Raw genomic sequence first — 26,550 nt, 5'->3', positions numbered from 1 at the left:
CCCCAGGACAGGCATCACCGACACTTTATCGGCGTTGTCATACATGACAGCCAAATACATACTACAAGTGGGAAGTATGGCGTCAACAAGTTTATCATTGACGCCTTAAATTCATGCGGGCAGTGGGACTTGCCTCCTACCAAAGATCGGCGTGGCGGTTCACGTCCTTGTAGAGGAGGTAACGGAAACGGCCGGGACCACCGGCGTAACATGCCTGCGGGCAGAAGGATCTCAGCCACATATAGTCCCCGGCCTCGACCTCTACCCAATCCTGGTTGAGGCGATAGACCGCCTTGCCTTCGAGGACATAGAGACCGTGTTCCATGATATGGGTTTCCATGAACGGAATGACGGCGCCAGGCTCGAATGTAACGATGTTCAGGTGCATGTCGTACCGAACATCCGACGGATCGATGAAACGCGTCGTCGCCCAGCGGCCCTCGGTATCCGGCATCGGATCCATGACGCATTCGTCCTCATGCGTGAAGATAGCCGGAGGCGCCTCCAGCCCTTCCACCACCTTGAATGCCTTGCGCACCCAGTGAAAACGGCAGGGCTTGTCGCCTTCACCGTGCAAGGTCCATTTCGAACCGGCAGGAAGATAGGCGAATGATCCCTCGCGCAGACGATGCGAGACGCCCTCGAAGTCGATCGTCAGATCGCCGGTTACCACGAATATAGCTGCGGAGGCCCGGATATCCGGCTCAGGGCGCAGGCTGCCACCACCGGGCAAAACCTCGACGATATATTGCGAGAATGTCTCGGCAAAACCGGACAGCGGACGACTGATGATCCACGCCCGCGTCTTTTCCCAATGCGGCAGAACGCTGGTGACGATGTCGCTCATCACCGTCTTCGGAATGACCGCGTAGGCAGTGGTGAAAACGGCCTTGCTGGAGAGAAGTTGCGTCTGAGGCGGCAGTCCGCCCACCGCACTGAAATACTTGCTGTCAGTCATGTCTGTTTCCTGATTATGCTGACTACGGTTTAAGCGCACCTCCCCGATTCATCAATCGGCAAACCACCTCCCCTTCGCGCTTGCTAAGAGGTTGCCAGGTCCGAAACAGCATCTCAAGCGGGCTGAACAAGATTGGCCATGAGCCGGAACGCGCCCGGAACGAGGCGATCCATCTGGTGATGCAAGGTGAGACTGACATGCGTGTGCCTGCCCTTGCCAATCTCGGCGGAAAGCAGTGCGCCTTTCAGTGGTTGTTCATTGACATCATGCATGGAGAGAAGCGGCTCGTAGCACTCGTCCCAGCTCGACGCAAAATATAGGCCGCGCTCCTTGTTCCATCCCTCCCAATCTTCAGGGTGGATGAGGTTCGGGCCGGAGAGCAGCAAATGGTCAGGCGAAAGCACCGTAACTTCGGCGCGGGGGTCGGTAACCCGCCAACGGACGGAAGGAGATCCGATCTGCAGACGAAGAACCGGTGTCTCATCAGGATGCCAGCCGTCAGAGGGACGATGGTACAGCGTAACCAGGTGCCCACCGTTTTCCACGAACTGATGCAGCCGCTGCGTTATCGCTGCCAGATCCTTGCGAAGGCCGAAGGCGAATATGCCGACGACGATTGTGGTGAATTGCGAAAGATCTCTCGCAAGACCGACGGCATCGAGGTCGACTACATCAAGCCCCATGCGGGCTAGCCAGAGACCAACCTTGTCGGCACCACCACCGACATAGGCAATGCGGGCTCCTTCCGGCAGTTGCAAATCCAGCGCCAGTATATTGAGCGCCGCTGGTCGGCGGAATTCTGCCCGGCTGATATGCGGATAAGACATGGTCTCGACCTCGAATGCCGGATGACCGCCAACGCTAACCCCGACACCGGTAAAGCCAGGTGCAATTCTCTCCGGGGCCGTCAGGGTCCAATCTTCGCCAGAAGCCACCATAGCCCAGCCGGCAGGTGAATCGAACGAAAGCGTTGCCGCTTCCCCTGTCAAATCAGCCTTGACCTGCCATCCCCGGCATCGCGTGTCGAGCGGTACAAGCAGGGCATCGGGGCGAAGCTTTATCGCGTGCGCGGCAGAAACGATAAACGGCTCCTCCAGATCAAACACCCCGGTAACGCTACGCCCCTCTATCTCTGCAGAAGCCCGAACATAAGCATGACCGTTGCCTCCAAGGCATGACCAATCAGGCAGAAATTGATCGGAAAGCCTGGCATTGGCGGATGCGGTCAGCAGAAAAGTTCGCGATGAGCCGTATGATGTGTGTTCCGCGCTCACGCCGGATGGCAGGACAAGCGAGATATCGACATTGTATCTGCGAGCTCCTTCCCCCAGTTCCGCGGTCAGCACCGTGCTTCCACCCGGAGCAATGGAAGGGTGACCGACAGACACAAATTCGAATATGGAGGCCGCCTCCAGGATCGCGGCGTCTATCTCGATGCGTTTGCGTTCGATGCGATGGCCGTGCAATGCCAGAAACTCTTCGGAAGCATTCGCGACGACGTTCTCGAGGTGCCCGGCCGCATGTGTCAACATGGAAACGATGGTTTCACGATGTGGGAAAGCCTCGATGGCTGCGGCTATTGCAGTGTCCGCGGAAATGAGCGCCGCCGCGACCTCGTCCGGCAGGTCAGGAAACGCCGCAAGCTGCTCAAAGGAATTTGGCAGTCCATCGGAAATGAACCGCTCTTCGTTAGCGGCAATCGAAGTCAGCTTGAGGTGTAGTGGCCAGACTGATTTTGCCTGCATCGGCCAATCGCCCATGCCCTGCGACGCGTGAAAATAACGTGACCACTCGCCGATCCGGCCATATTCCGCACCGGTAGCCTTATCGCGACTGCAAGCCTCCACAGTAATGGTCGCATCAGGTGGCGGCAGCACATCGTCATATGTCCCGCCCCCGCCGGACCATGCTGGCAGATAGTATTTGGCGACCCTCCAGGGTTTTAGGCCTTCAGCGAGATGTTCGGGAAACGCGGTCGCATCCGCAGCAAGCACAATGGCGGCCTCGGCTGCGCGGGTCATAGCCCTATGGTGGCCGTGCTGTCCCGGTACGTCGAGAAAGGTCGGGATGACGATATCCGGCCGCTCTTTGCGATAAGCTCGCACCAGGCGCTCGACGATACGCGCCTCACCCCAACGGGCGAAGGTCGCATCCCCGTCCTTGGAAAACCCGAAGTCGTGGATCGTATCGTCCGGACCATGCCCAAGCCAGGCGACATCTGCATCAATGATCCGCGCCGCCTCCTCCATCTCGCGCGAGCGCAGGACGCCGAGAGCACCACGTCGCTCCGATCCGAGTGCATTCTGCCCTCCCTCGCCACGCGTCGAGCAGGCAACGATCACCCGCATGCCGTGTTCGAGTCGCAAAAAGGCGAGCAGGCCGTTCTGCTCGTCGTCAGGATGGGCGCCGGTATTCATCACCGTGACAGTCGATTTCAACCGGGAAAGCTTGCGGTGGAGCCGGACCAGAGCGGGAGCGGCCATCTGTTTTTCGATACGTTCGCGCGCGCTCAGCATTGGGCTATCACCTCATTATACGTTCAGGCTAAAATCGTGTTTCCGGGTGAAATTTCGAGTTTCGGTGTGACGATGTCGAACAGGGGAATGGCTGCGGCGCCGAGGGCCGCTGTCAATTGCCCGGTTTTTCCGCGCATGACGCGCGGCAGTTCGCGCTGCCTGCGGCTGGCTACGGATGTCGGAAGCGACCCCATGCGAACCACGATCTCGTCGATGATCGCATCCGGCAAAGCGCCCCCGAGAATGACGGTCTGCGGGTCGAGAATGTTTTCCAGCATGGCAACCATCGGACCGAAATAGGTGGCTGCGTCCTCTATCCATGCCATGAGGGTCGGATGGCCTTCCGCGTGCAGTCGCTCAAGGTCGGAGAATTCGCTATCGGCGATCCCGACCGCGGCCAGCTGCTGCTTGAGCACATAGACCGAGGCATAGGCTTCAAGACAACCACACTGGCCGCAGGACGGGCACAGCCGCCCTTTCGGCACAACGGTCACGTGACCGATTTCTCCGGCATTGCCAAAGGCGCCGCGATAAGGCGCACCGTCCTGGATGATGCCAAGACCGAGGCCGACACCGAAATAGATCATGCAGAAATTGGAAATCGAGAGACCGGATCCGAACAGCCGTTCGCCGACTGCTGCAGCCGTCGCATCATTCTCCACCACAACGGCATGGCCGCAAGCTTGGCTAAGCGCCTCAGCGGCATCGACACCTGCCCAACCTGAAAGCGTGGTCGGCCCGACGGAAGTCATGCCGTCGATCTCGAAGGGACCAGGCATGACCGCACCGACACCAAGTAATTTGCTACCAAGCGATCCTGCCAACCCAGAGAACTCTCGCGAGAAGGCAGATATGATGGAGCCGGGCGTCGTGTCCTTGAGTGGCGCAATTCGCTGTCCGCGGAGCCGGCCGGCAAAATCGAGTGCGACCGTCACCATATGGTCTGCCGCGATCTCCACACCGATCGTGACACCACCATCCGGATTGACCGCAAACTGGATCGGCGGCTGACCTCGGCCGGAACGCAGCCGGCCGGTCTCCATCAGAAGGCCCTCGCCCATCAGCTCATCGACTATGTTAGCGACAGCCTGCGGCGTCAGTTGCGTAAGTTTGGCGATGTGAGCTCGACCAAGCGAGCCGTGACGACGCACAATATCGAGCACCACCCGGCGATTGTGATCGCGGCTTCGCTCGGGATTTTTCCCGATGGCCACTGGATGAGCGCCGATTGTGTGAATCGTCATTTCTGCAACCTCTTCCGCTTTCAAACCACAGGATCTCCGCCGACGCCACCGCAAATACAATAACTCAAGTAAATTATCTTATTGACAAACCCAGCCGCTCAGGGAACCTTTACGGCAGCCGGGGCAGTCTCCGCGATACAGGATGACCTGTTGGATCCGTCCGCACAGATGACAACGCATCGGCCGTAACGCGGCCGAATGCAGGGAACAATCAAACCCCGAAAACCGGAAGAACCGGTGGGGTAAATGGAGGCTCACATGCGCAAGTCAGTTCTGCTGGCCGGGCTCGTTGCCGGATTCAGCACTTTCGCGTTCAACGCGGCACAGGCAGTGGAAATCGAATACTGGCAGTATGTTTTCGAGACACGCGTAAAGGCGATGGATCAGCTCATAGCCGACTTCCAGACCAAGAACCCTGACATAACGGTCAAGCAGGTTACCTTCCCCTATGCCGACTACCAGACGCGCGTTATTGCCGCCAACATGGCCAGCAATGGCCCGGATGTGATGCAGCTTTTCTATGGCTGGCTCGACAAGTTCGTGGCCGGCGGCATTCTTCAGCCCCTGCCGGCAGATACGTTCCCGCATGACAAGATCGAGAAGGATTTCTTCCCGATCGTCAGCGCGATGAAGCGCGACGACAACTATTACGGCCTGCCGACCGCCGTGCGCTCGCTCGCAGTCTTCTATAACAAGAAGCTGTTTACCGAAGCCGGTCTTGACCCTAACAAGCCGCCGCAGACACTGGATGAATTCGTTGCCGCGGCCGAGAAGATCGCCAAGCACGATGCAACAGGCAATGTCACCGTTGCCGGTTCAACGCTGGACATGACCGGCCAGGATCACCAGTGGTGGCGCGAAGTGCTGGTCCGTCAGTTCGGTGGAGAACCTTATACCGACAACGATACAAAGGTCGCCTACAACAGCGATGCAGGTGTTCAGGCGCTGAAATTCTACACCAGCTTGCAGACGGAAAAGAAGATCGGCGCGGCTGGCTTTATGGACGAGGGGCAGGCCGCGTTCCGAGCCGGCAAGGCCGGTATGACGATCGACGGCACCTTCCGTCTTGGCGCCTTCTCGACGATCAAGGATTTCGAGTGGGGCGTGACCGAACTGCCGGCCAACAAGGACGGTTTGCGTTCCAACTATGCCAGCTATTTCGCCAATGGCATCGGCGCCAAGACGAGCGGGGAAGAGCTGGAAGCCTCGAAGAAATTCCTCACCTATCTCACCTCGCCGGAAGCGATGGCCATCTGGCTAAAGGTTGTCGGCGAACTGCCGGCCCTGCGCTCGGCGGCCTTGACGGACGCCAACCTCAAGGACCCGATCTACGGACCGTTCCTGAAGGGGCTGGATTACGCTCATACGACGATGTTCAAGGATGAGCTAGGCCAACGCCAGAACGCCATCGACATGGTCAACCGCGTTCTCCTCGAAGGGCAATCGCCCGAGGCTTCTCTCAAGCAGGCGGCAGAAGCCGAGCAGGAAATGATCGACGCGGCAATGCCATAAGCGCCGATCAGAGAAAGCGGAGTTGATGATGGATACGGACAATCTGCAGGGGGCGGCGAGCGGCCGCCCCGGCGGGACTGCGGCGGCCATGCCGGCAGACCCCCTCTCGATGCGCACTAAAAGGCTGCTCTGGGTATGGGGATTTCTGGCAATCCCTGTCCTGTTTTACGCCGTCATCCGCTTTTATCCGACATTTCAGGCCTTCTACCTGTCGATGACCAATTGGGATCTGGTGCGGCCGGCAAAATTTGTTGGCTTTGCCAATTACGTCAAACTGTTCAAGGATCCGCAATTCTGGAAGGTGTTTCGCAACACCTTCACCTATCTCATCATCGGCACGCCACTCAGCCTGCTGATTGCGTTCACAGTCGCGTTCTTCCTCGACCGGGTGCGGTTCATGCACAATTTCATCCGGGCTCTGTATTTTCTGCCTTACCTGACCACCGCCGCGGCCATGGCCTGGGTATGGCGCTGGTTCTACCAGCCTCCACCGATCGGCGTGATCAACGACCTCTTGGCTCTGATCGGCATTCCGCAACAGCCCTTCATCCGATCGACCGACCAGGCGCTGTTCTCCATCATGGTCACGGCGATCTGGGCCGGGCTCGGTTTCCAAGTCATCATCTTCATGGCCGGACTGCGCGCCATTCCGACAACCTTCTACGAAGCAGCCCGGATCGATGGCCTCGGTGAATGGGCGATCCTGCGTAAGATCACCCTGCCGCTTCTGAAACCCACCACCGTTTTCCTCGTGGTCTTTTCCTCGATCGCGTTCCTGCGGATTTTCGATCAGGTCTACAACATGACCACGAACGATCCCGGCGGTCCGCTCGGCTCGACCAAACCGCTGGTGCTGATGATCTACCAGACTGCCTTCGGTTCCTACGCCATGGGTTATGCGGCTGCACAAACGGTCGTGCTCTTCACCATCCTGCTGATCGTGTCGCTACTGCAGCTCTGGATTCTGAGGGAAAAGAAATGACCGATACGCCAGCACTTTCCCACGCCAATATCCGACCGGGGCGGATCATCACCTGGACGCTGCTCTTCATCGGCGGGCTGATCATGATCTCGCCATTGCTGTTCATGTTCTCCACCTCGTTGAAGACCGCCGATCAGGTCTATGACCTCCGGCTGATTCCAGCTGCGCCGACGCTTGCGAACTATATTTCGGTGCTGGCCGATGGCCGGTTCATGCGCTGGTTTCTCAATTCCATGTTTGTGGCCGTCACCGTCACCATTTCCAACTGCTTCTTCGACAGTCTTGTCGGCTACACGCTTGCAAAATTCGAGTTTCGTGGCCGTTATTTCGTCTTCATCGCCATTCTCTCGACGTTGATGATCCCGACCGAGATGCTGGTCATTCCGTGGTACCTGATGTCCAGCCAGCTAGGCTGGCTGGACAGCTATTGGGGCATCATGTTTCCCGGCATGATGACCGCGTTCGGCACGTTCCTGATGAAGCAGTTCTTCGAGACCGTTCCCAATGATTTCATCGAGGCTGCGCGCGTCGACGGCCTCAATGAATTCCAGATCTGGTGGAAAGTGGCGATGCCTCTGGTGACGCCGGCACTCTCGGCGCTTGCCATCTTCACCTTCCTCGGCAACTGGACCGCCTTCTTCTGGCCGTTGATCGTCACCACCAGCAAGGAACTCTATACTCTGCCGGTCGGCCTCTCGAGCTTCGCCGTCGAACAGTCAATCCAGTGGGAAATGATCATGACGGGTGCTGCGATCGCCACCCTTCCCACCCTCATCGTCTTCCTCGTCCTGCAGCGCTACATCGTCCGCGGTGTGATGCTCGCCGGCCTGAAAGGATAAAGTTATGGCGGACAAAGACCCGCGCCTTTCCGACACCAGCAAGTTTCCCGATCCGGTCTACAAGGAAACGGTACTGCGCCCCCTCTTCGATGGCGCCAAGAACCATCATGTCGACGGCTTTCGTCGCATCGATCGCGCCCATCTGGTGATGCTTGCCGAAACCGGCATCCTTGATCGGGCAATCACAGCGAAGATCGCTGAAGCCCTTATTGCAATAGACAAAGAGGTCGACCCGGCGAAGCTGGTCTATACCGGCGAAGTCGAAGACTTCTTCTTCCTGATCGAGAAGGAGCTTAAAGCGCGCATCGGCGTCGATATCGCCGGTCGCCTGCATACTGCCCGCTCGCGCAACGATATCGACCACACGCTCTTCAAGATCGGCCTGAAAGAGAAGATCGATGTGCTGATGTCGAAGGCAAGGACACTTCTGGCCGCGATGATCGATGCGGCGGACCGGCAGAAATCGACACTTATTGTTGCCTATACCCACGGTCAGCCGGCGCAGCCGACGACGTTCGGACACTATCTTTCCGCCGCAATCGAGGTGCTGATCCGCGATATCGAGCGATTTGCAGACGCACGTCGCATTGTCGATCTGTCGCCTATGGGTGCTGCAGCAATCACCACCTCGGGCTTTCCGATCGACCGGGCGCGGGTAGCGCAACTGCTCGGCTTTTCCGCACCCTTGCGCAATTCCTATTCCTGCATCGCGGCGGTGGACTACACGACATCGACCTATTCGGCGATCGAGCTGATGTTCCTGCATCTCGGCCGTCTCATTCAGGACTTCCAGTTCTGGACGAGCTTCGAGGTCGGCCAGATCTACGTGCCGAACGCACTGGTGCAGATTTCCTCGATCATGCCGCAAAAGCGCAATCCGGTCCCGATCGAGCATCTGCGGCACCTGGCTAGCCAGACCTTCGGTCGCGCCCGAACCGTGCTCGACGTGATGCATAACACGCCATTCACCGACATGAACGACAGCGAGGGCGAGACCCAGGGCATGGGCTACGAAGCCTTCGCCTCCGCCGCCCGCGTGCTCGACCTTCTAGCCGCACTGATCGCCCAGATCAGCATCGACCCGGAGCGGGTGGACCAGAACATCCGCCGATCCTGTATTACCATCACCGAACTTGCCGACTCTCTGGTTCGCATCGAAGGCCTGTCCTTCCGTGAGGCACATGAAATCGCCGCAGCCACGGCCAAAAGCGTCGTCGCGGCGAAGGGCAGTCTGGTGGAGGATGGCTACGCTCCGTTCACGGCAGCCTTCGAACATTCGACTGGCCGTAAGCCATCCCTCTCCCCCGGTAAATTCGAAGAAATCGTCTCGCCAGAGCATTTCGTCGCCGTTCGCAACCGCTTCGGCGGCCCGGCGCCCGAGCCGATGCAGGCAGCGCTTGCCGCCTATCGCGAGCGCCTGTTGTCCTTCGAGACGGAGGCGAAACAGATCGAGCGTGACGAGGCCGCCGCTGCCGCCGAACTTGAAGAGAAATTCGCCGCTCTGATGGGAGACCGCTGATGTCGACGATTGAACTGACAAAACTGATCAAGCGCTACGGCAAGGTCGAAGCAGTCAAGGGCATAGACCTTGTCATCGCCGATGGCGAATTTGTCGTCTTCGTCGGACCGTCCGGCTGCGGCAAGTCGACGACGCTCAGAATGATTGCCGGGCTTGAGGAAATCTCCCACGGCACGCTGAAGATCGGCGACGAAGTGGTCAACGAGCGCGAGCCGAAGCAGCGCAACATCGCCATGGTCTTCCAGAATTACGCGATCTATCCGCATATGACGGTGCGCCAGAATATCGGCTTCGGCCTTTACACATCCAAGCTCGACAAGGCCGAGAAGAACCGGCGGATCGAGGAGGCTGGGCGCATTCTGGGGCTGGAGGCCCTGCTCGATCGCCGCCCTGCGGCACTCTCAGGCGGCCAGCGACAGCGCGTCGCGATCGGCCGCGCCATGGTGCGCAATCCATCGGCTTTTCTCTTCGATGAGCCGCTTTCCAACCTCGATGCGCAGCTCCGCTCGCAGATGCGCATCGAGATAAAGCGTCTGCATCAGCGGCTGAAAACAACCACTGTCTACGTGACCCACGACCAGGTCGAGGCAATGACAATGGCCGACCGGATCGTGGTGATGAGAGACGGACATATCCTGCAGGTCGGCACGCCCACAGAGCTTTACGAGAGCCCGGTCGACGTGTTTACCGCCCGCTTCATCGGCAGTCCGTCGATGAACCTGCTGCCGAGCAGCAAGGGTTCCGCAATGGCCTCAGCAGCAACGGAACGCGACATCCTTATCGGCGTTCGCCCGCATGACCTTATCGCCCGCGCGACAGCATCGGACGAGAAGACGGACCTTAATTTGACGGGAACGGTTACCGCAGTCGAGCCGCTCGGTCCCGAGACGCTGGTTCATCTGGACATCGATGGCACGGCAGTCATCGCAACGGCAAAGGACAAGTTCATGCCGGCGGTGGGCAGCACCCTCACCTGCACGGCCGCACGCGGTAGCCTTTACCTCTTCGACGCCAAGACAGAGAAACTCCTGAGCCGCTCATGATGACCGATACAGACAAGCGGTCCGCGGTGTTGAGCATCGGGCGGATCTATTGCGACCTCATCTTCACCGGTCTCGAGGAGCTTCCAGTGCTCGGGCGCGAGCTCTTTGCCGACGACATGAGGATAGCAGCCGGTGGTGGCGCCTTCATTTCGGCCGCCCATCTCGCTAATGCCGGACGTAAGGCCGCGCTCGTGGCGAGGCTTGGAACCGACGCGCTTTCTTCCGATGCAGGCAGACAAATCCAGGCAAGTGGTGTGGATCTGCGTTTTGTCGAACATTCCGCTGACGCGGGTCCACAGGTGACGGTGGCAGCTGTCATTGACGAGGAACGGGCGTTTCTAACCCGTCGGGCGGGTACAGCCATGCCTTCAACACTGGATGAAGCCCTGAACTGGCCTGAAGCGAAGCACCTGCACATCGCCGAATACGCAACGCTGCATGAAATCCCTGCACTTGTCCGTTTGGCAAAAGACAGAGGCCTCAGCGTCTCGCTCGATCCGAGCTGGGACGCTGCGCTGATCTATGACAAGAGCCTGCTTCAGGCCTGCACCGGTGTCGATCTTTTTCTGCCCAACATAGAAGAGGCGGAAGCCATCACGGGCTCGGCCTCTCCGGAAAAAGCAATGCTCATGCTCTCCGCCACTTTTCCACACGTCGCCCTGAAGGGTGGCGCGCAAGGGGCATGGAGCATATCGGACGGCGTGATACTTCATGCGGAGGCCGAAGCGGTACCTGTGGTGGACACAACCGGCGCCGGCGATGCATTCAACGCCGGGTTTATTCATGCATGGCTGGACGGCAAACCTCTGCTCTCCTGCCTGACAGCCGGCATCCAATCGGGGAGCCTTGCAGTGCAATCGGCAGGCGGCTTCGACATGTCGCTCGGCGAGCCGTAGCGACGAAGTGCGCATCGTAGCCATCTCAGGCGCATGCTACAAAGTTACTGTTGAAGAGGTACGCTACAGGAGGAAAAAATGGGTGTTCGAGTCAAGGATATCATGACGCGGAACGTGGTCACGGTCCCGCCGGACGCTACGTTGAAGGAGATCGCGGGGCTTCTCGTGAAGCACTCCGTCAGCTCTGTCCCGGTCTGCGACGAAGCTGGACGGGTTGTCGGCATCATCAGCGAACGTGATCTTCTGCGCCCCTTTGGCAAGACTATCGCCCAGCGCCGGGACTGGTGGATTTCGGCCCTTGCCCAAGGCAATGATCTTGAGCCCCAGTTCGAAACGCTGATCGGTGTCGACCAGCATCGTGCAGCCCTTTTGATGACACACCCGGTGAGGACGACCGAAGAAGAGACCGAACTCAGCGAGCTCGCCGAAATAATGTCGCAGCATGATATCAAACGCCTACCGGTCCTTCGTGACCAACGCCTCGTCGGCATTGTAAGCCGCGCAGACGTGGTCAGAGCGATTGCAGGTCTTGATGCTGTGTAAGCCAGCGATATTCAGCAGTCATTTTGGCGGACGGTCTGCCGAACCGCTCAGCGAAACGCACTCAGCCGCTTGATCTCATCGACCAGACGCTGCGGATGATAAGGTTGATCCAGCGGTCCCTGTTCGCAGAGATCGCCGGCGACCTGCGCAGTTTTAATCAGAGATTGCGTCAGAATGATCTCGATATTTAGGTGTCTTGAACGGATATAGGTAGAAAGATCGAAGCCGGTCCCATCCTGCATCTGGGTATCGGAAACAACGACATCGACCTCGTAATGTCCGATCGCGATTTTCGCATCGTCAAAACCAGTCGCCTCGATGACGCTATAGCCGCATTCACGCAGATATTTCGCGATAATCGAGCGCTGCAGGGCATCGCTGCTCGCAACCAGGATCGTCTCGACTTCGTCAGCCTGCATTTCGGTCTGCCTCCATCAGCTTAATCAGAGTATCACCCACATTCCAAAGTGGCTTTACCACCATGAGTTCAAACAAATGCGGGTCTATCGGCCGATCGCCACGATCTTCCGACATGATCACTATTTTCATTTCAGAGTGTGCTGATCGCACATAACGCGCCAAATCCAGCCCGTCTGCCTGTCCCGGCATATCGATGTCGGTCACAAGAAGATCAAAGGTCACTCTGTAGCGCAGCAGTTCCATAGCCTCGTCAGCGGAAGATACTTCCACGACTTCCCAGCCCAGCCGCCGCATGCTGTCGGCGGCATCAAGGCGAAGGAGAAATTCATCTTCGGCAATGAGAACGCGTGTAACATCTTTCACCGCCCCCACTGGCCCGGAAAAAAAAGCAGGTAACATTCCGCCTAGCCCTCACGTTCAGGTATCAGAATTCCCGAAACCATCTTTGGTTCCTAAACTTCGCGACCGCGACTATCGCGGGAATGACGTTGCCCCTGCAGTGAGCCGGGACGTGGATCAGTAGGGCACGATCATCGGCCGCCCGGTTAACGGATCCGGCATGACCAAAGCTTTCAGCCCGAAAGCAGCTTGCAGATTGTCCGGCGTGATGACAACTTCCGGAGTGCCTTCCGCCACCAATCCATTCCCACCGAAAAGAACAAGATGGTCGGAAAACCGCACGGCCAGATTAAGATCATGGAGAACGGTGACAACGGTCGTTCCATAATCGCGATTACGTTTTTGCAACAGGGAAAGGACTTCCAGCTGATGCGTAAGGTCAAGCCAGGTCGTTGGCTCGTCGAGCAGGAGATAAGGCGTGTTCTGTGCCAGCACGAGCGCGATCCATGCCCGTTGGCGCTGGCCGCCGGACAATTCGTCGATAGGCCGCTCGGCCAGATCGCTCAGCCCGACCTGTTCCAGTGCCTGCGCGCAGATCGCGGCGTCCTCCTCGCTCCATGGCGCAAGCAGCCCGCGCCAGGGTGTGCGGCCGCGTCTGACAAGATCCGAGACGGTAATACCTTCCGGCGCCTTGGGCGATTGCGGCAGGATGGACAGACGGCGCGCCAGTGTACGTGTATCGATCTTGCCGATATCGTGTCCTGAAAGACGCACATGACCGGAAGCCGGAGCAATAAGCCGCGCGAGGGCCTTGAGAAAGGTCGACTTGCCGCAACCGTTGGGTCCGAGGATGGACGTCACCCGCTGATCAGGCACCGCAATCGAAAGCTCACGGATAACCACCCGCTCGCGATAACCAAGGGTGAGGGATGTGGTGGTCAGCCCGTTTCCGGTCATAGTTCTCCTGCCTCCACTTCTTTCCAGAGGAGCCACAGCAGATATGGCGCCCCCATTATTCCGGTCATGACGCCGACGGGCAATTGCAGTCCGGGAATTGCCGAACGTGAGATGACCTCCGCAAGAACTGTGATCGTTGCCCCCGCGATGGCTGCCGCCGTGAGGCGCGAAGCCGGATGTCTGACACCGGCAATCCGCATGCCGAGCGGTCCGGCCATCATCGCGACGAATGGCACAGGCCCCGCAACTGCGACACCAACAGCAGCAAGCAGAACGCCAGTGCAGATGAGCCCGTATCGGGCTCGCTCGACATGCGCACCAAGACCTGCGGCGAGTTCATCGCCAAGCTCAAGAAGCGCCATGGCCCGAACCTGCAATGCGAGCACCACAAAGAGCAGCGCCCCCAGCCCGAATACCTGCAGGACATGACCCCAATTGCGTGCCGTCAGAGAACCGGCGAGCCAGCGCTGCGCATCAGCGGCCTCCTGAGGCGGCATCCGAAGCACCAAGAAACTGCTCACCGCCGACGCGAAGAAACCGATGCCGATACCGACCAGGATCAATGTCAGCGGCGACTGCCTGCCACTTCGGTGAAACGCCAGTCCAGCAACCAGCAGAGCCGCGACAAGCCCTCCCATTGCAGCAAGGATGGGCAAGGGAATGAGCAGTCCGAAGGCAACACCCGCAACCACGGCACAGCCTGCCCCGGACATGAAGCCCATCACATCCGGGGCTGCCAGTGGATTGCGCAGCAGGATCTGGAAAATCGCTCCCGACACGCCCAGCACCGCCCCGGCTCCAACGGCTGTCAAGGTGGAGGGACCGCGCAATACTCTCAGCGTCAGCGAACCCGGTCCGGTTCCGGTCATCAACCCGCGCAGAAGCTCGGCCGGTGTTATCATGATCTGTCCGACCATCAGCGACAGAAGAATGGCAACAGCCAGAAGGCCGCCGAGCAGCAACCATCCTCCCACGACCTTTCTCGCGGAACCTTCGTCACTCATGTCAGTGCTCCGGGTCTAAGGCGGCGTACGACAAAGATGAACACAGGTGCCCCGACGAGTGCGGTCATAATCCCCACGCGAATTTCTGCAGGCGCAACCACGAGCCGACCGGCTGTATCCGCGAGCATCATCATCGATCCTCCAAGAACCGCAGACACGCCAAGCTCGTGACGCAGCACGTGTCGCCCGATACGCCTGGCCAATGGAGGCACGACCAGGCCGACAAAGCCAATTGGCCCGGCCACGGCCACCGCAGCTCCAGTCATCAGCATGATTGCCAAAAGCGCGCAAAGCTGCACGGCGCCCGGCTTGGTTCCAAGACCGCGCGCCAGAGAGGAACCGAGGGCAAGCGCTTCGATGCGTGGTGCGATGATCACGGCTATGGCAGCACCCAGAACAAGCGCGACGAACATCGCTTCGAGCGGACGGGTATTCGCCTGCGCGAGCGAACCGGTAACCCAGAAGCGAAAAATCTCGAGTGTCTCGTTGCGGGAAAGAATGATCGCCGACACGAGAGAAAGCAGCAGCGCGTTGATCGCGACGCCCGCCAGCGTCAAGCGCACGGGACTGCCTGCGCCGCTTCGAGCGCCACCGACAAGGAATACGGCGACAGAGGCAATCGCGGCTCCCGGAAAGGCGAGAGCTGCCATCATGCCGCTGTCGGCATAACCGGTCAGCAGCGCCCCGACAACGACCGCGAATGCGGCACCGGCATTGACACCGAGCAGGCCGGGATCAGCCAGCGGATTGCGTGTTACGGCCTGCATCACCGTGCCCGCCATTCCGAGACCTGCACCGGCGATAAGACCGGCAACAAGGCGAGGCACACGAACGGAGCGGATCACGGCATGCGTGGGATCGTTGGCGTCGAAAGCAAAAAACGCATTCCAGAGATCGGAAATCCCGGCATCACGAACTCCCACGACCAGCGTCAATGCCATCGCAATGAACAACAGGAGCGCAAGCCCGACAACAGCCTTCAAGGCGCCAGCCCCGCCGCAGTACTTGAGGCAACCGGCGTTTTCGCGTCGCCATCGAGCGCCAGAACTATATCATCCTGCAAGCCATCGAGAGCATAGGGCAAAGAGAGGATGCTGCCGAAGCTCAACGCCGCGGCCATCACTTCACCGGCAAAGACCTCGCGCCCCTCAATATGAGCACGAAGGCTCTTGCGCAGCGGCAGTGCTTGAATATCGGGCACCGTGTCCGTGGTAGACACCCAGATCAGCAGGTCCGCATCAAGCGGCGACAAATCCTCAGGCGACAGGCGCGCATAGAAACCCTGCGTTTCGGAAAGCGACTGGATCTTCTGTGTCGGCTTGAAACCGAGCTCGGCCAGGAACGTCGCGCGGGTATCGGAACCGATGAAGGCTCCGGTCTCTCCACCAAAATTATAGGCGCATACCGCGGTCATTCCACTCCATTCAGGATGCGCGGCACGCACCGTCTGAAATTTCGCGTCAACCTCCGCAATGCGTTGTTCGGCAAGGTCCGTTTTACCTACGGCCTTGCCAACCATCCGGGTCAGTTCATCCCAGGTCGTACCATAAGCTGGCCTGCCCTTCGGCTGCATCAGCACGGGCGCGATCTGCGACAGGACATCATATTCGTCCTTAGATATGCCGGCCCCGACAGCAACAATCAGATCGGGCTGCAGGCTAGCCACCACTTCCATCGAGACTTCGCCGGAAATCAGCTGGGGCTTGGCATCACCGAGATGGGATTGCGCCCATGGCCATACACCGTAAGGCTGATTGCCGAACCACTGCCGGATGCCGACAGGCACGACATCAAGCGCCAGAAGCGCATCGTGGACGTTGTATCCCAAGGATACCACCCGTTCCGCCGGCTTCGCCAGAACGGTCTCGCCATAAACATGTTCGAAACGCAGTTCCTCGCCTGCGGCATAGGCCGTACGGGCAGAAAGGACGAACGGCGTCACACCGGCGCCCACAGCAACCGCTCCAGATACGCCTGCGGCCATGCGCCTCAAGAATTCACGGCGTTTCATGTCGTTGCCGGCATACCGCTCGCCTTCGCCAGAACCGACCTTTCGCATCGCTCTTCCTATCATCATCTGCCGCGACGTGATCGTTTCCCTTGGCAGCAACACCAAAATCGCATCGCAAAAATAAAGGCATCCCTCGACTGCGCCGAGGAATGCCTGAACTTGAGCGGATTTACCAGGTATATTTCAACGTTGCCAGAACCTTGCGGCGGTCGCCGTAATATGCGCTGTAGCTATAGTTATCGACCTGGCTGATATATTCCCTGTCGAACAGGTTTGTGGCGTTCACCGCGAGAGTCGTGCTCTCCGTCACGCTATATTTGACGGCCGCGTCGAATACGGTGCGCGACGGCAGCGAGATCTGGTTCGACTTTCCGGGGCGACTCAGGGTCGCGTTATCGGCATATGTCTGCCCGATAAATCGTGCACCAAGACCAAAGGTCAGGTCACCCAAAATACCATTTCCGGGGATCGTATAGTCGGCCCAAAGCGACGCCATGTGCTTTGGAACGAGCGCAGGACGTGTTCCGATGTTTTCTGAAAGAATGTCGTCCTCGATCTCCGCATCCCAGTACGAATATCCTGCCGTAAGGTTGAGACGATCAGTCAGCGCCATCTTGCCTTCAAGTTCGACACCGCGAACGTTGATTTTTCCAACCTGATACTGCGCATAGGAAGCGTCATATTGCGGTACGTTCGTCTGCGTCAGGTCGAAGAGAGCTACCGTGAACATCGCATCCATGCCTTCTGGCTGGTACTTTGCTCCGATTTCGTACTGGGTACCTTCCTGTGCCTTGGGCTCTCCGACGATAGACGATCGGCTTGCGCTGATAGGCAGGAAAGACTCCTGATAACTGGCATAGAGAGACAGTTCGTTGGTGGCCTTGTAGGTCAAGCCCGCGCGTTTGGTAAACTGCTCGTCGACTGATGTGTCGTCCGACAGAGAAGGCGCAAAGCCGTAATATGTATAGAGGCTCTGGGCTCTGGTTTTCACATGATCATATCGAGCACCAAGCGTTGCAATCCAGCGATCATCGAGCGTTAGCTCTTCCTGCAGATAGATGCTCTTGGCAGCTTGGGAGCCATTATCATCGAAATCCCGATAAAAGCCGGAGATCACATCATCGCGACCGCTATAAGTGGGATCATATGGATCTATACCACTCAGAGTTCCATCGTAACGACGCTCTTCCAACTTGGTTTTCTGATAACTGACGCCAAGCAACGTCTTGCTGTCGAAGCGACCAGCACTTGCTTCATATTGAAGCTGATTGTCGACATCGAAACGCCTGGAATGACCATAGATGGCAAGCGAACTTCTGCTTGCGCCGATGCTTGTAGCGTCGTTGATACCCGTCGCATAAGGTGCAAAAACACCTTCGTAAGTCAGGTCGAGGTCGGTATAGCGCGCGTTCTGCCGAAACTCGAAACCATTTCCGAAATCGTGCCGGAATTCGTAGCCGATATTCCGCTCGATAGTATCCATGTTGTCGAAGTCGGGTTCACCCAGATAGGTTTCCGAATCGATCTGGCCGCGCAACCCATAAGGCGTCCCATGCGACGTGCTGCCATTTCTCTTGTTGTAGCTCATCAGCAAAGTGAAGTCGGTATCCGCAGACGGGCTGAAGGTAAGCGCTGGCGCGATATAGACGCGGTCATCGTTGCTGTATTCGATACCTTGCTTGGCATCCTGCCATTTGGCGGTCAGACGGTAGGACCAAATCCCATCCGGGTCGATCGGACCACCGAAATCGGTTCCCGTTTCGATATGGTCTTCACCGAATGTCGTGTAGACCTCGCCGAACTTGTAGTCCTGTGGACGCTTGCTGATCGCGTTGACGACACCACCCGGCTGCGACATGCCAAACAGCGTGGAATTAGCGCCCTTTAAAACCTCAAGACGTTGCAAGCCATAGGGCTCCATCCGACTGCCGGTGAAGTTGTCGCTACGCACCTGTAGACCGTCCTTGAACGTGCTCTGCCCGGTGGAGTAGAAACCACGGATCAGATAGTGGTCATAACGATTGTCCGAACCGTAGATATCGGTGGAAACACCCGGAGTATAAGACAGCGCCTCATCAAACGTCTTCACGCCGCGCTCATCCATCTCCTTCTGTGTCACCACGGAAACGGCTGCCGCTGAATCGAGGATCGGCGTGTCGGTCTTCGAACTCGTGCGCGAGCTTTTTGCAACGATCGTCGAATCGGGCCCGACCGGCGAACCATCGCCCTGCAGGATAATCGGCTTCAACATCGTGCCGGCATCGGTCTCTTCGGCATTCTGAGCAAGAGCTTGCAGCGGCAGAACAATGGCGCAGCTGGACAAAAGCACGAGAAAACGACCGCGATTGCCGGTCTTTTTTGCGAAAGCATTGAAAACGGTAGAGCCAGACATAAAGTGCTCCTTCAGCATACGCGAGCAAAATCAGAGGCTTCGCGGCATCAAACGCAAAGCCAAAAAATATGATTGATAAAATCAGGAATTATCGGTCACCAGAAAGTGAGTCAATGCGCGAAGACTTACACCGGCAGCGTATCAACAATATCTGCGGCCGATATGCCACAGGCTGATCGATCAGCCTTCGCCGGAAGACACGTCCGGCGTTTTCAGATAGCTGACGACCGCATCCGAAATCATCTGCTTGTGGCGCGCCATCAACCCCTCCTCGGAAAGATCGCGCCTGAAAATCGCGCCGAACGTGTAGCGATTGGAGACACGGAAGAAACAGAAGGCGCTGATCAGCATGTGAACATCGATTGCATCCGTGCGGCGCAGGAAAACACCATCTCGCCCGCCCCTGTCGATGATTTTTTCCAACATCTCGATGATTGATATGTTCAGATCGAGAAGCGTTTCCGACCTGCGCATATGAGCGGCGCAATTGATGTTCTCGCTGCTGACGAGGCGGATGAAATCGGGATGCGCTTCGTCATAGTCAAACGTTTCGGAAATGAGCACGCGCAATGCATCTTCGGCTGAAAGATCATCAAGCTGAAGATCCGCCTCCAGCGTTCTGATCTGTCTGTAGGAACGTTCCAACACAGCGAGGTAGAGATCTTCCTTGCCGCCGAAGTAATAATAGATCATCCGCTTGGACGTGCGCGTCTTCTCGGCGATCGCATCGATGCGGCCACCGGCCAAACCATGTGTCGCGAACTCTTCGGTCGCAGCATCGAGAATGTCCGCCTTCGTTCGTTCGGGATCGTTTTTTCGGCGCTGTTGCGGTCTGGCAGACATGGAAACGTAACTCCGGAGCTCCACCGGCCGGAGCGAATTCATACCCGTCTCGTACTCCGCTTGAAACGGTCATTCAACACTGCCCTCTTGCAAGTCCTGCATCATCTGATCTATCAGGGGCCGAACAGGGGTGCTCCGTATTGCCGGGGTTGAGATTCGGTCGTCATGACCGTGGACCCTTAAGCTGATCTGGATAATGCCAGCGGAGCGAGGTATAAGATGTTTTCCGGCGCGCAGATTTCCCTTTACCCGATGTCCGACGATTTCGTCGACGTCATCCTCGGTGCCTTGTCCGCGCTTGATCCCTATCGGGATCAGTTGAGGATCGAAACCGACGATATTTCGACGCTTCTTGTCGGTACGCCCGATATTGTCATGGCCGCGATGCGCGATCTCTTCGTTGCCGCCGCAAAATCCGGCAAGCATTGCGTCATGCACGCGACGCTGTCGCGCGGCTGCCCCGGCGAGCCGGACGATCCGATCTGCCATGTTCCCGAGATGACCGGGCCGCTCGCCCCGCTGGATGAGCGCAAGGCGCAGGCATTGACTGCCGTCTCCTCCATCCCGCTTGCCGGACAGCCGACTGCCGCGCAATTTTCTCTCTACACACTCGGCATCGGCCAGCACATGGACGAGATCTATGGCTGCATCGATTTCATCAAGTCGTCAGGCGTGTTCGACAAGTCGAAAAACTTCTGCACGAAACTGCGTGGCGATGCCGCTCCGGTTTTTGCAACCGTGGGAGAGGCCTTCGTTCGTTTCGGGCCACCGCAGGGCCATGTGACGATTGATCTGACCGTTTCAGCCAACAGCCCGAGCGCCATCTAACGCCCTTACGGACAAGCCGATGTCGTCGAGCACTTCGCCCATGCGCGGACCTATGCTCCGCAATCACGCCTTCCGGGCCTTGCCGGCTCTCATTGCCGCGAGCTGTCTGCTGTTCGCATGGGAGATCTATTGCCGCTCCTCAGGCATTTCTGAGACGACGCTGCCCGCACCATCCCAGGTGCTTCTTCAGGCATGGCTCAATCGCGACGCCCTCTGGGCCAATACCGTGCCAACGCTGCGTGCCACCCTGCTGGGCTTCTCGCTATCGCTGGTTCTCGCGTTCCTGCTATCGATGGCGATCGATTTCTCCACCCTAATGCGGCGGGCGCTTTTTCCGATCTTCATCGCCAGCCAGACTTTGCCGCTGGTGGCAATCGCACCGCTGGTCGTACTCTGGTTCGGTTTCGGCCTTTTGCCGAAAATCCTGCTCGTGGCGCTCGTCACCTTCTTTCCGATGCTGGTCGCCTTGGCCGAAGGGTATGCCGCCACCGAAAACGAAGTCGAAGACCTGCTTGTCTCGATGGGCGCATCCCGCTGGAAGCGCTTCCTGCTTGCCCGCCTGCCCTCAGCGCTCCCCTATTTCTTCGCCGGATTGCGCATCTCGATTACCTATGCCGTCGTCGCGGCCATCTTCGCTGAATATGCGGGAGCGGCGAAAGGCCTCGGCATCTACATGCTCAATGCGAAGAACAATTTCCGGCCGGACCTCGTGCTCGCCGCCGTGCTGGTCAGTTCGCTGCTGACACTGCTTCTGTTCAGCGCCACCTGGGCCGTGCAGCGGCTGGCCGCACCGTGGATCGACAGTGGAGCGGGGCGACGCCCATGACCGAACCGCTGCTTTGCCTCGACAAGGTTTCGCTGAGCTACGGTGATATCGATGTGCTGCACGATATCTCGCTGGATGTCATGCCCGGCGAATTCGTCTCGATCCTCGGGCCTTCGGGGGCGGGAAAATCGACCATATTCAAGCTTCTCACCGGCGCGGCGAATGCCGACAGCGGCGAGATCCGCTTTGCCGGCAAGCCGCTTCTGCCGACAGATCGACCATTCGCCTTCATGCCACAACGCGATGCACTCATGCCCTGGCGGCGGATCATCGACAACACGATGCTTGGCCTCGAAGTTCAGGGAATGCCGCGAAAAGAGGCGCGAAAGCGTGTCGCGCCATTGTTTGAGGAATTCGGCCTCGGCGGCTTCGAGCAGCATTACCCGCAAGCGCTCTCCGGCGGCATGCGCCAGCGCGCGGCACTGCTGCGCACCGTCGTTCAGGAAAAGCCGGTCCTGCTGCTCGATGAGCCGTTCGGGGCGCTGGATGCGCTCACCCGCAACCAGATGCAGATCTGGCTCGAGGCTATGTGGCTCAGACATCGCTGGACGATCATCCTGATTACCCATGATGTACGGGAGGCCGTGATGCTTTCCGACAGGATCCACCTGCTGTCGCCGCGCCCTGCACGCGTTGAGCAGACGATCGCGGTTCCCCTGCCGCGTGCACGCTTCAGCCACTCCACGGCCCGTGCCGAGGCTGCAACCATCGAAACGTCGATACTCGATTTTCTTCTCTCTCCCCAGATCAATGATCAGGAAGGACACTTGCCATGAACCAATTACTGCTGAGCCGCCGCGCCACGCTCGCGGCACTCGCCACCCTCGCCCTGCCGGCGCTGCCTGCCCGGTCCCAGGCCGCGTCAAAGGTTACGGTCGCCCTCGACTGGACCCCGAACACCAATCACATCGGCCTTTTCATCGCCCGCGATAAAGGCTTCTACAAGGACGAGGGTATCAACGTCGAAATCCTCCCCTACACGGACACCTCGGCCGGAACGCTGGTTGCCAATCACGTGGCCGACTTCGGCATTCTCGGCTCGATCGCCCTTCTTACCCAACGCACGGCGGGTGCCGATCTCGTCGGCACCTATGCCATCGTGCAGACCGAAACGGGCCGCCTGGTGCTCAAGGGAGGCCGTTCCGACATCACCCGCCCGAAGGATCTCGATGGCAAGACCTATGGCGGTTTCGGCTCCGCCTGGGAAAATGCGCTGATATCCTCGATCATCCGCCATGACGGCGGCAACGGGGAATTCGAGACGATCACTCTCGGCACGTCCGCCTATCAAGCCCTGGAAAACGGCGCCGTCGATTTCACGCTGGAAGTCTATACCTGGGAAGGCGTAAAGGCTGAACTCGAAGGCTTGAAGCAGGGCGCGTTCCGTTATGCCGATTATGGCGTGCCGGACGAGCACACGACCCTGATCGGCTCCAGCCGCAAATTCCTGGACGGCAACCCCAAGGAGGCTGCAGCCTTCCTTCAGGCGACCCGCAAGGGCTATAAGTTCGCCATCGAAAATCCGGACGAGGCGACCGACCTGCTGATTTCGGCCAACAAGGATGCATTGACCGATCGCGCCTTGATCCGCGCGTCGCTCAAGGCGCTGATCGACGGCAAATATCTGCAAAGCGCCGAGGGCGTGATCGGCACGATCGATCCTTCGAAATTCGAAGCGATCGGCGCTTACGCCTATCAGGCCGGCATCCTTAAGGCCGCCGGCGGCAAGCCTCTCGAAGCGAAACCGGATTTTAAGGGCTATTACGCCAACGACTTTCTGAAATGACACCGAAGTGTCGAGGGTGCCGGCTGACCGGCGCCCTTGATCCACGCCCTTGGCCGCCAGCCTTCCGGCAGACAGGATATGGCATCAGATGATGCCCCAGGCACGAAACCGTCCTCGTCCCGTCAGCTCTCTCAGATGCAATTCCGAAGCGATCTTCAGCGCGCCTTGCGGCGTCACCGAAAGAGACTTTGCGATCATGCCCGAAGACACCATCGGTCGGGATAACACGAGGTCGACAAGTTGCGGCAGTTTCGATGACTGACGTCGTCCGGCGATCCGGTGCTGCATCTGCTGCTGCGCCAGCACAAGGCGGTCATGTTCCTTCAAGCCTGTCAGGCTGGCTTCGGTGATCGCCTCGAGAAAGGCCAGAATACGAACCTCCTGCCTGGGACTTGTCCTCAGTTCTCGCCCGACCTGTTTCAGCCCCAGATTGAAAGCCGCCAGATGCGCCGTTGTGACACCCTCCTTCCTCAGAAGCGATGCGGCCAGCAACCGACCCAGCCATGGAGCGTGCTGCAACACCTGCAACTGGTTCCAGGCATCCAGCAAAAGCACGGCCCTGAGGACCGGCGGCAGGTTCGCACTTCTTTCGACCACATCCTGCCATTCGGCAAGCCGCTCATCCTCGTCCCAATCCGGCTCATAAAGAAGTGCAGCCCGTTCCTTCGGGTAAGTCGGCTCGGATGGCCTCATGACCTGCAACAGTGCGGCCTCGCTTCGAGCGACGACTGCGTCGATCTCCGCCAGATAGTGCGCCAGCGGATCCTCTTCATCCCGCAGCTCGGCGGATTTGGTTTCGAGCGGGCTCTCGATCGGAATGGCAGGCTGAAGCTCTGCCGCCTTTCCCCGCAATTGGCTGAGCCCTTCCCGGCTCAGAGCCCAACCGGGCTCGTTTTCGATAATGCGCCGTCTGGTGCGCAGGATATCGTACGCAATCGTCAGCTCATGCGTCGGTGCGCGAATGCCCATCGCCGCATCGTGCAACACCAGATCTTCCAGATGTACAAGCTCGCCATCGATCCAGAGCGACGCGACCGAATCGACGAAATGCGAACGTTCGATCCAACCTTGCCCTACCGTCGATCGAAAGACACGTTCATCAAGACGCGTGATCGCGGCAGTCGCCCGGCAGACCGGCTCCATCAGCCGATGCAACGGCAGATCTGCGAAATTGTAGCGCATGCTATTTACCGATCCCAGAATCGTTACGATCATCATAGCGAATGAAGCGTGCTGTAAGAACAATCCTGTCGGGAAACCGGATGCCGGCTGTCTCGCCCCGCCCACACCCGGCCCTCTCACCACTCAGTGATTGAACTATGACATCGGCCTAACGTGATAGACGCGCGGTTATCAAGGCGTTATCACCTCCATAACCCGTGCCACGCGAACCATGATCACGGCACGATCCGAAGGAGGAATACCATGGATATGTCGTCTCCTCGTCTGACCGAGCTTGCCCATGGCGGCGGTTGCGGCTGCAAGCTTGCGCCCGCCGTCCTGCAGAAATTGCTGGCAGGCCAGCCGGCCGCGCAGCCGTTTGCACAACTTCTGGTCGGAAACGAGATGTCAGACGACGCCGCTGTCTGGCAGATCGACGACAATACATGCGTGATCGCCACCACAGACTTCTTCATGCCGATGGTGGACGACCCCTACGATTTTGGCCGCATCGCCGCCACCAACGCCATTTCCGATGTCTATGCCATGGGCGGCAAGCCGATCATGGCGCTTGCGATCCTGGGTATGCCGATCAACAAGCTGGAGCCGGAGAAGATCTCGAAAATCCTCGAAGGTGGCGCATCGATCTGCGCTGAAGCCGGTATCCCGGTTGCGGGCGGTCATTCCATCGACAGCGTCGAGCCGATCTATGGTCTTGCCGTGATCGGCATCTGTCACCCCAGTCAAGTGCGCCGCAATGGCGGAGCAAAGGCCGGCGACAAGCTCATCCTCACCAAGGGCATCGGCATTGGCATCTATTCCTCTGCTATCAAGAAGAATGCTCTGCCGAAAAAGGCGTATGACGAGATGATCGCCTCGACGACACTGCTCAACAAGGTCGGCACAACGCTTGCCGCCGATATTGACGTTCACGCCATCACCGACGTTACCGGCTTTGGCATTCTCGGCCACGGTTTGGAAATGGCGCGTGCCTCCGGGTTGACCTTGCGGCTGAACCTTGCCGACATCCCGTTTCTGGCGAAGGCCGAGGAACTGGCGCAACAGGGCTTCATTACCGGGGCGTCCGTCCGCAACTGGGCGAGCTATGGCGATGCGATTACGCTGCCGGAAAATATGCCCGAATGGCAGAGGATGTTGCTCGCAGATCCGCAAACCTCTGGCGGCCTGCTGGTTGCCGTTGCTGCCGATAAGGCGGATGCGATGGTAAAGCAGGCGCGGGATGCGGGTTATCCGCTGGCAACCATTGTCGGCACGGTCGAAGACGGCGCAGCCGGGATCGTCGTCAACGGCTGATCGACTTCGTCTGATCCGGTCATCCAACCGGATTATCCAAGGGAACTCGCCTTTGTGCACATGCGTTGTGGGCGATGGAAGGAGTTCCCATGATGCCCGTCTTTCACGCCAGATTTCTGACCTCTCTTGCCGTCTCTGCCATGATGATGGCAGTTGTTCCGGTGGCAGCCCAAACGCAAAATAGCGGCTCTCCGCCTTCCGCCCAGAGCCTTGAAGGCAAAGGCGACTGCAATTCGGCCAATAAGGCCGAAGCGGCAACCGCGCCGGATCGCCGGAGTGCCGATGGCACCGCGCCCGGAAATATAGGTTCGACCGGCTGGACCGGCGGCACAGGTGGCGCCCATATGGGAACCAATCCCCAAGGCGCCCTGCCCGAATCCAGAACCTGGCAGCCACCAACTGCGCGCGGTCTTGATCTCGCCATGGCAGTACCCAGCGAGCAGCCCGCAGTCGGTGCGGCAGAGGCCAGACAGGGTTGCTGATTTCCGAGGGAACCGCTCAAAAAAGCTTGAAAACTACAATTCCTGTTTCGCCGACTGCGATCGTGTCCCATGGAGTGGTGTAGCTGGATTTCATAGCCATCGGTGATTTCCGGTAGGGTCGGGTTGCTTAGAGCC

The 26,550-nt window shown here is 58.6% G+C and carries 25 protein-coding genes; 13 read left to right on the top strand and 12 right to left on the bottom strand.

Going from position 1 to position 26,550, the window contains the following annotated elements; translation table 11 throughout:
* Positions 1–136: 136 nt before the first annotated feature.
* From JZX87_RS24880 to JZX87_RS24870, 3 genes are all read right to left on the bottom strand, one after another.
* Positions 137–958: a bifunctional allantoicase/(S)-ureidoglycine aminohydrolase gene (locus JZX87_RS24880; RefSeq protein WP_148145038.1), complete on the bottom strand. Its 822-nt coding sequence runs from the start codon at positions 956–958 to the stop codon at positions 137–139.
* 113 nt (positions 959–1,071) lie between these two features.
* Complete coding sequence (locus tag JZX87_RS24875) at positions 1,072–3,474, bottom strand: PIG-L family deacetylase (RefSeq protein ID WP_206828622.1); 2,403 nt, start codon at positions 3,472–3,474, stop codon at positions 1,072–1,074.
* A 23-nt stretch (positions 3,475–3,497) separates the two neighbouring features.
* Positions 3,498–4,718 (bottom strand): ROK family transcriptional regulator, encoded by a 1,221-nt coding sequence (locus JZX87_RS24870; RefSeq protein WP_206828620.1) that lies wholly within the window; start codon positions 4,716–4,718, stop codon positions 3,498–3,500.
* Positions 4,719–4,964: 246 nt separating this feature from the next.
* Between JZX87_RS24870 and JZX87_RS24865 the strand changes: the two genes are divergently transcribed.
* The 7 genes from JZX87_RS24865 (at position 4,965) to JZX87_RS24835 (ending at position 12,052) form a co-directional block, all read left to right on the top strand.
* Positions 4,965–6,230, top strand: a complete 1,266-nt coding sequence (locus tag JZX87_RS24865; protein ID WP_206828618.1) for a sugar ABC transporter substrate-binding protein — start codon at positions 4,965–4,967, stop codon at positions 6,228–6,230.
* An 88-nt stretch (positions 6,231–6,318) separates the two neighbouring features.
* A complete protein-coding gene (locus tag JZX87_RS24860) occupies positions 6,319–7,212 on the top strand; it encodes a carbohydrate ABC transporter permease (protein ID WP_404945648.1) in 894 nt (297 codons plus the stop codon).
* Positions 7,209–8,051, top strand: coding sequence for a carbohydrate ABC transporter permease (locus tag JZX87_RS24855; RefSeq protein ID WP_206828616.1), 843 nt, complete (start codon positions 7,209–7,211; stop codon positions 8,049–8,051). Before JZX87_RS24860 ends, JZX87_RS24855 begins: the two co-directional genes overlap by 4 nt.
* A 4-nt stretch (positions 8,052–8,055) precedes the next feature.
* The gene (gene argH, locus JZX87_RS24850) at positions 8,056–9,570 is read left to right on the top strand and encodes an argininosuccinate lyase (RefSeq protein ID WP_148145044.1); all 1,515 of its coding nucleotides are present in this window, start codon (positions 8,056–8,058) and stop codon (positions 9,568–9,570) included.
* The gene (locus JZX87_RS24845) at positions 9,570–10,613 is read left to right on the top strand and encodes an ABC transporter ATP-binding protein (RefSeq protein ID WP_183685757.1); all 1,044 of its coding nucleotides are present in this window, start codon (positions 9,570–9,572) and stop codon (positions 10,611–10,613) included. The genes argH and JZX87_RS24845 overlap by 1 nt, the downstream gene beginning before the upstream one ends.
* Entirely contained in the window at positions 10,610–11,509 is a 900-nt protein-coding gene (locus JZX87_RS24840; protein WP_206828614.1) for a carbohydrate kinase family protein, read from the top strand. The genes JZX87_RS24845 and JZX87_RS24840 overlap by 4 nt, the downstream gene beginning before the upstream one ends.
* Before the next feature lie 78 nt (positions 11,510–11,587).
* Positions 11,588–12,052 (top strand): CBS domain-containing protein, encoded by a 465-nt coding sequence (locus JZX87_RS24835; RefSeq protein ID WP_148145047.1) that lies wholly within the window; start codon positions 11,588–11,590, stop codon positions 12,050–12,052.
* Positions 12,053–12,099: 47 nt separating this feature from the next.
* Here the strand turns inward: JZX87_RS24835 and JZX87_RS24830 are convergent, their stop codons facing one another.
* From JZX87_RS24830 to JZX87_RS24795, 8 genes are all read right to left on the bottom strand, one after another.
* Positions 12,100–12,471 (bottom strand): response regulator, encoded by a 372-nt coding sequence (locus tag JZX87_RS24830; RefSeq protein WP_148145048.1) that lies wholly within the window; start codon positions 12,469–12,471, stop codon positions 12,100–12,102.
* A complete protein-coding gene (locus tag JZX87_RS24825; RefSeq protein WP_148145049.1) occupies positions 12,461–12,871 on the bottom strand; it encodes a response regulator in 411 nt (136 codons plus the stop codon). The genes JZX87_RS24830 and JZX87_RS24825 overlap by 11 nt, the downstream gene beginning before the upstream one ends.
* Positions 12,872–12,988: 117 nt before the next feature.
* Positions 12,989–13,768 (bottom strand): ABC transporter ATP-binding protein, encoded by a 780-nt coding sequence (locus JZX87_RS24820; protein WP_206828612.1) that lies wholly within the window; start codon positions 13,766–13,768, stop codon positions 12,989–12,991.
* Positions 13,765–14,772, bottom strand: coding sequence for a FecCD family ABC transporter permease (locus JZX87_RS24815; protein WP_148145051.1), 1,008 nt, complete (start codon positions 14,770–14,772; stop codon positions 13,765–13,767). The genes JZX87_RS24820 and JZX87_RS24815 overlap by 4 nt, the downstream gene beginning before the upstream one ends.
* On the bottom strand, positions 14,769–15,755 hold the full coding sequence (locus JZX87_RS24810; protein WP_206828610.1) for a FecCD family ABC transporter permease: 987 nt from the start codon (positions 15,753–15,755) through the stop codon (positions 14,769–14,771). Before JZX87_RS24810 ends, JZX87_RS24815 begins: the two co-directional genes overlap by 4 nt.
* Positions 15,752–16,831: an iron-siderophore ABC transporter substrate-binding protein gene (locus tag JZX87_RS24805; protein ID WP_206828608.1), complete on the bottom strand. Its 1,080-nt coding sequence runs from the start codon at positions 16,829–16,831 to the stop codon at positions 15,752–15,754. Before JZX87_RS24805 ends, JZX87_RS24810 begins: the two co-directional genes overlap by 4 nt.
* 121 nt (positions 16,832–16,952) lie before the next feature.
* A complete protein-coding gene (locus JZX87_RS24800) occupies positions 16,953–19,175 on the bottom strand; it encodes a TonB-dependent siderophore receptor (protein ID WP_286195035.1) in 2,223 nt (740 codons plus the stop codon).
* Positions 19,176–19,355: 180 nt separating this feature from the next.
* Positions 19,356–20,018 carry a TetR/AcrR family transcriptional regulator gene (locus tag JZX87_RS24795; protein WP_206828606.1) on the bottom strand — a complete coding sequence of 221 codons (663 nt, stop codon included), beginning with the start codon at positions 20,016–20,018 and terminating at the stop codon, positions 19,356–19,358.
* A 219-nt stretch (positions 20,019–20,237) separates the two neighbouring features.
* On the opposite strand from JZX87_RS24795, the gene JZX87_RS24790 reads away from it, so the two are divergent.
* Genes JZX87_RS24790 through JZX87_RS24775 form a run of 4 tightly spaced genes read left to right on the top strand, consistent with a single transcriptional unit; the run spans position 20,238 to position 23,458 of the window.
* Complete coding sequence (locus JZX87_RS24790; protein WP_206828604.1) at positions 20,238–20,846, top strand: YkoF family thiamine/hydroxymethylpyrimidine-binding protein; 609 nt, start codon at positions 20,238–20,240, stop codon at positions 20,844–20,846.
* Positions 20,847–20,865: 19 nt separating this feature from the next.
* Positions 20,866–21,672 carry an ABC transporter permease gene (locus JZX87_RS24785; protein ID WP_206828602.1) on the top strand — a complete coding sequence of 269 codons (807 nt, stop codon included), beginning with the start codon at positions 20,866–20,868 and terminating at the stop codon, positions 21,670–21,672.
* Positions 21,669–22,448 carry an ABC transporter ATP-binding protein gene (locus tag JZX87_RS24780; protein ID WP_148145056.1) on the top strand — a complete coding sequence of 260 codons (780 nt, stop codon included), beginning with the start codon at positions 21,669–21,671 and terminating at the stop codon, positions 22,446–22,448. The genes JZX87_RS24785 and JZX87_RS24780 overlap by 4 nt, the downstream gene beginning before the upstream one ends.
* Positions 22,445–23,458, top strand: a complete 1,014-nt coding sequence (locus tag JZX87_RS24775) for an ABC transporter substrate-binding protein (RefSeq protein ID WP_206828600.1) — start codon at positions 22,445–22,447, stop codon at positions 23,456–23,458. The genes JZX87_RS24780 and JZX87_RS24775 overlap by 4 nt, the downstream gene beginning before the upstream one ends.
* An 84-nt stretch (positions 23,459–23,542) precedes the next feature.
* On the opposite strand, the gene JZX87_RS24770 is transcribed toward JZX87_RS24775, so the two are convergent.
* A complete protein-coding gene (locus tag JZX87_RS24770) occupies positions 23,543–24,640 on the bottom strand; it encodes an RHE_PE00001 family protein (protein WP_206828598.1) in 1,098 nt (365 codons plus the stop codon).
* Between the two features lie 243 nt (positions 24,641–24,883).
* Between JZX87_RS24770 and selD the strand changes: the two genes are divergently transcribed.
* Both selD and JZX87_RS24760 read left to right on the top strand, forming a co-directional pair.
* Entirely contained in the window at positions 24,884–25,933 is a 1,050-nt protein-coding gene (selD, locus tag JZX87_RS24765) for a selenide, water dikinase SelD (RefSeq protein ID WP_206828596.1), read from the top strand.
* Between the two features lie 89 nt (positions 25,934–26,022).
* Positions 26,023–26,415, top strand: coding sequence for a hypothetical protein (locus JZX87_RS24760; RefSeq protein ID WP_286195034.1), 393 nt, complete (start codon positions 26,023–26,025; stop codon positions 26,413–26,415).
* Positions 26,416–26,550 lie beyond the last annotated feature (135 nt).

Origin of the sequence: Agrobacterium sp. Ap1, assembly GCF_017313375.1 — a bacterium.
Lineage (GTDB): Bacteria > Pseudomonadota > Alphaproteobacteria > Rhizobiales > Rhizobiaceae > Neorhizobium > Neorhizobium cellulosilyticum.
The sequence above is the reverse complement of the archived record's forward strand: the minus strand, read 5'-3'. Positions and strand labels throughout refer to the sequence as shown.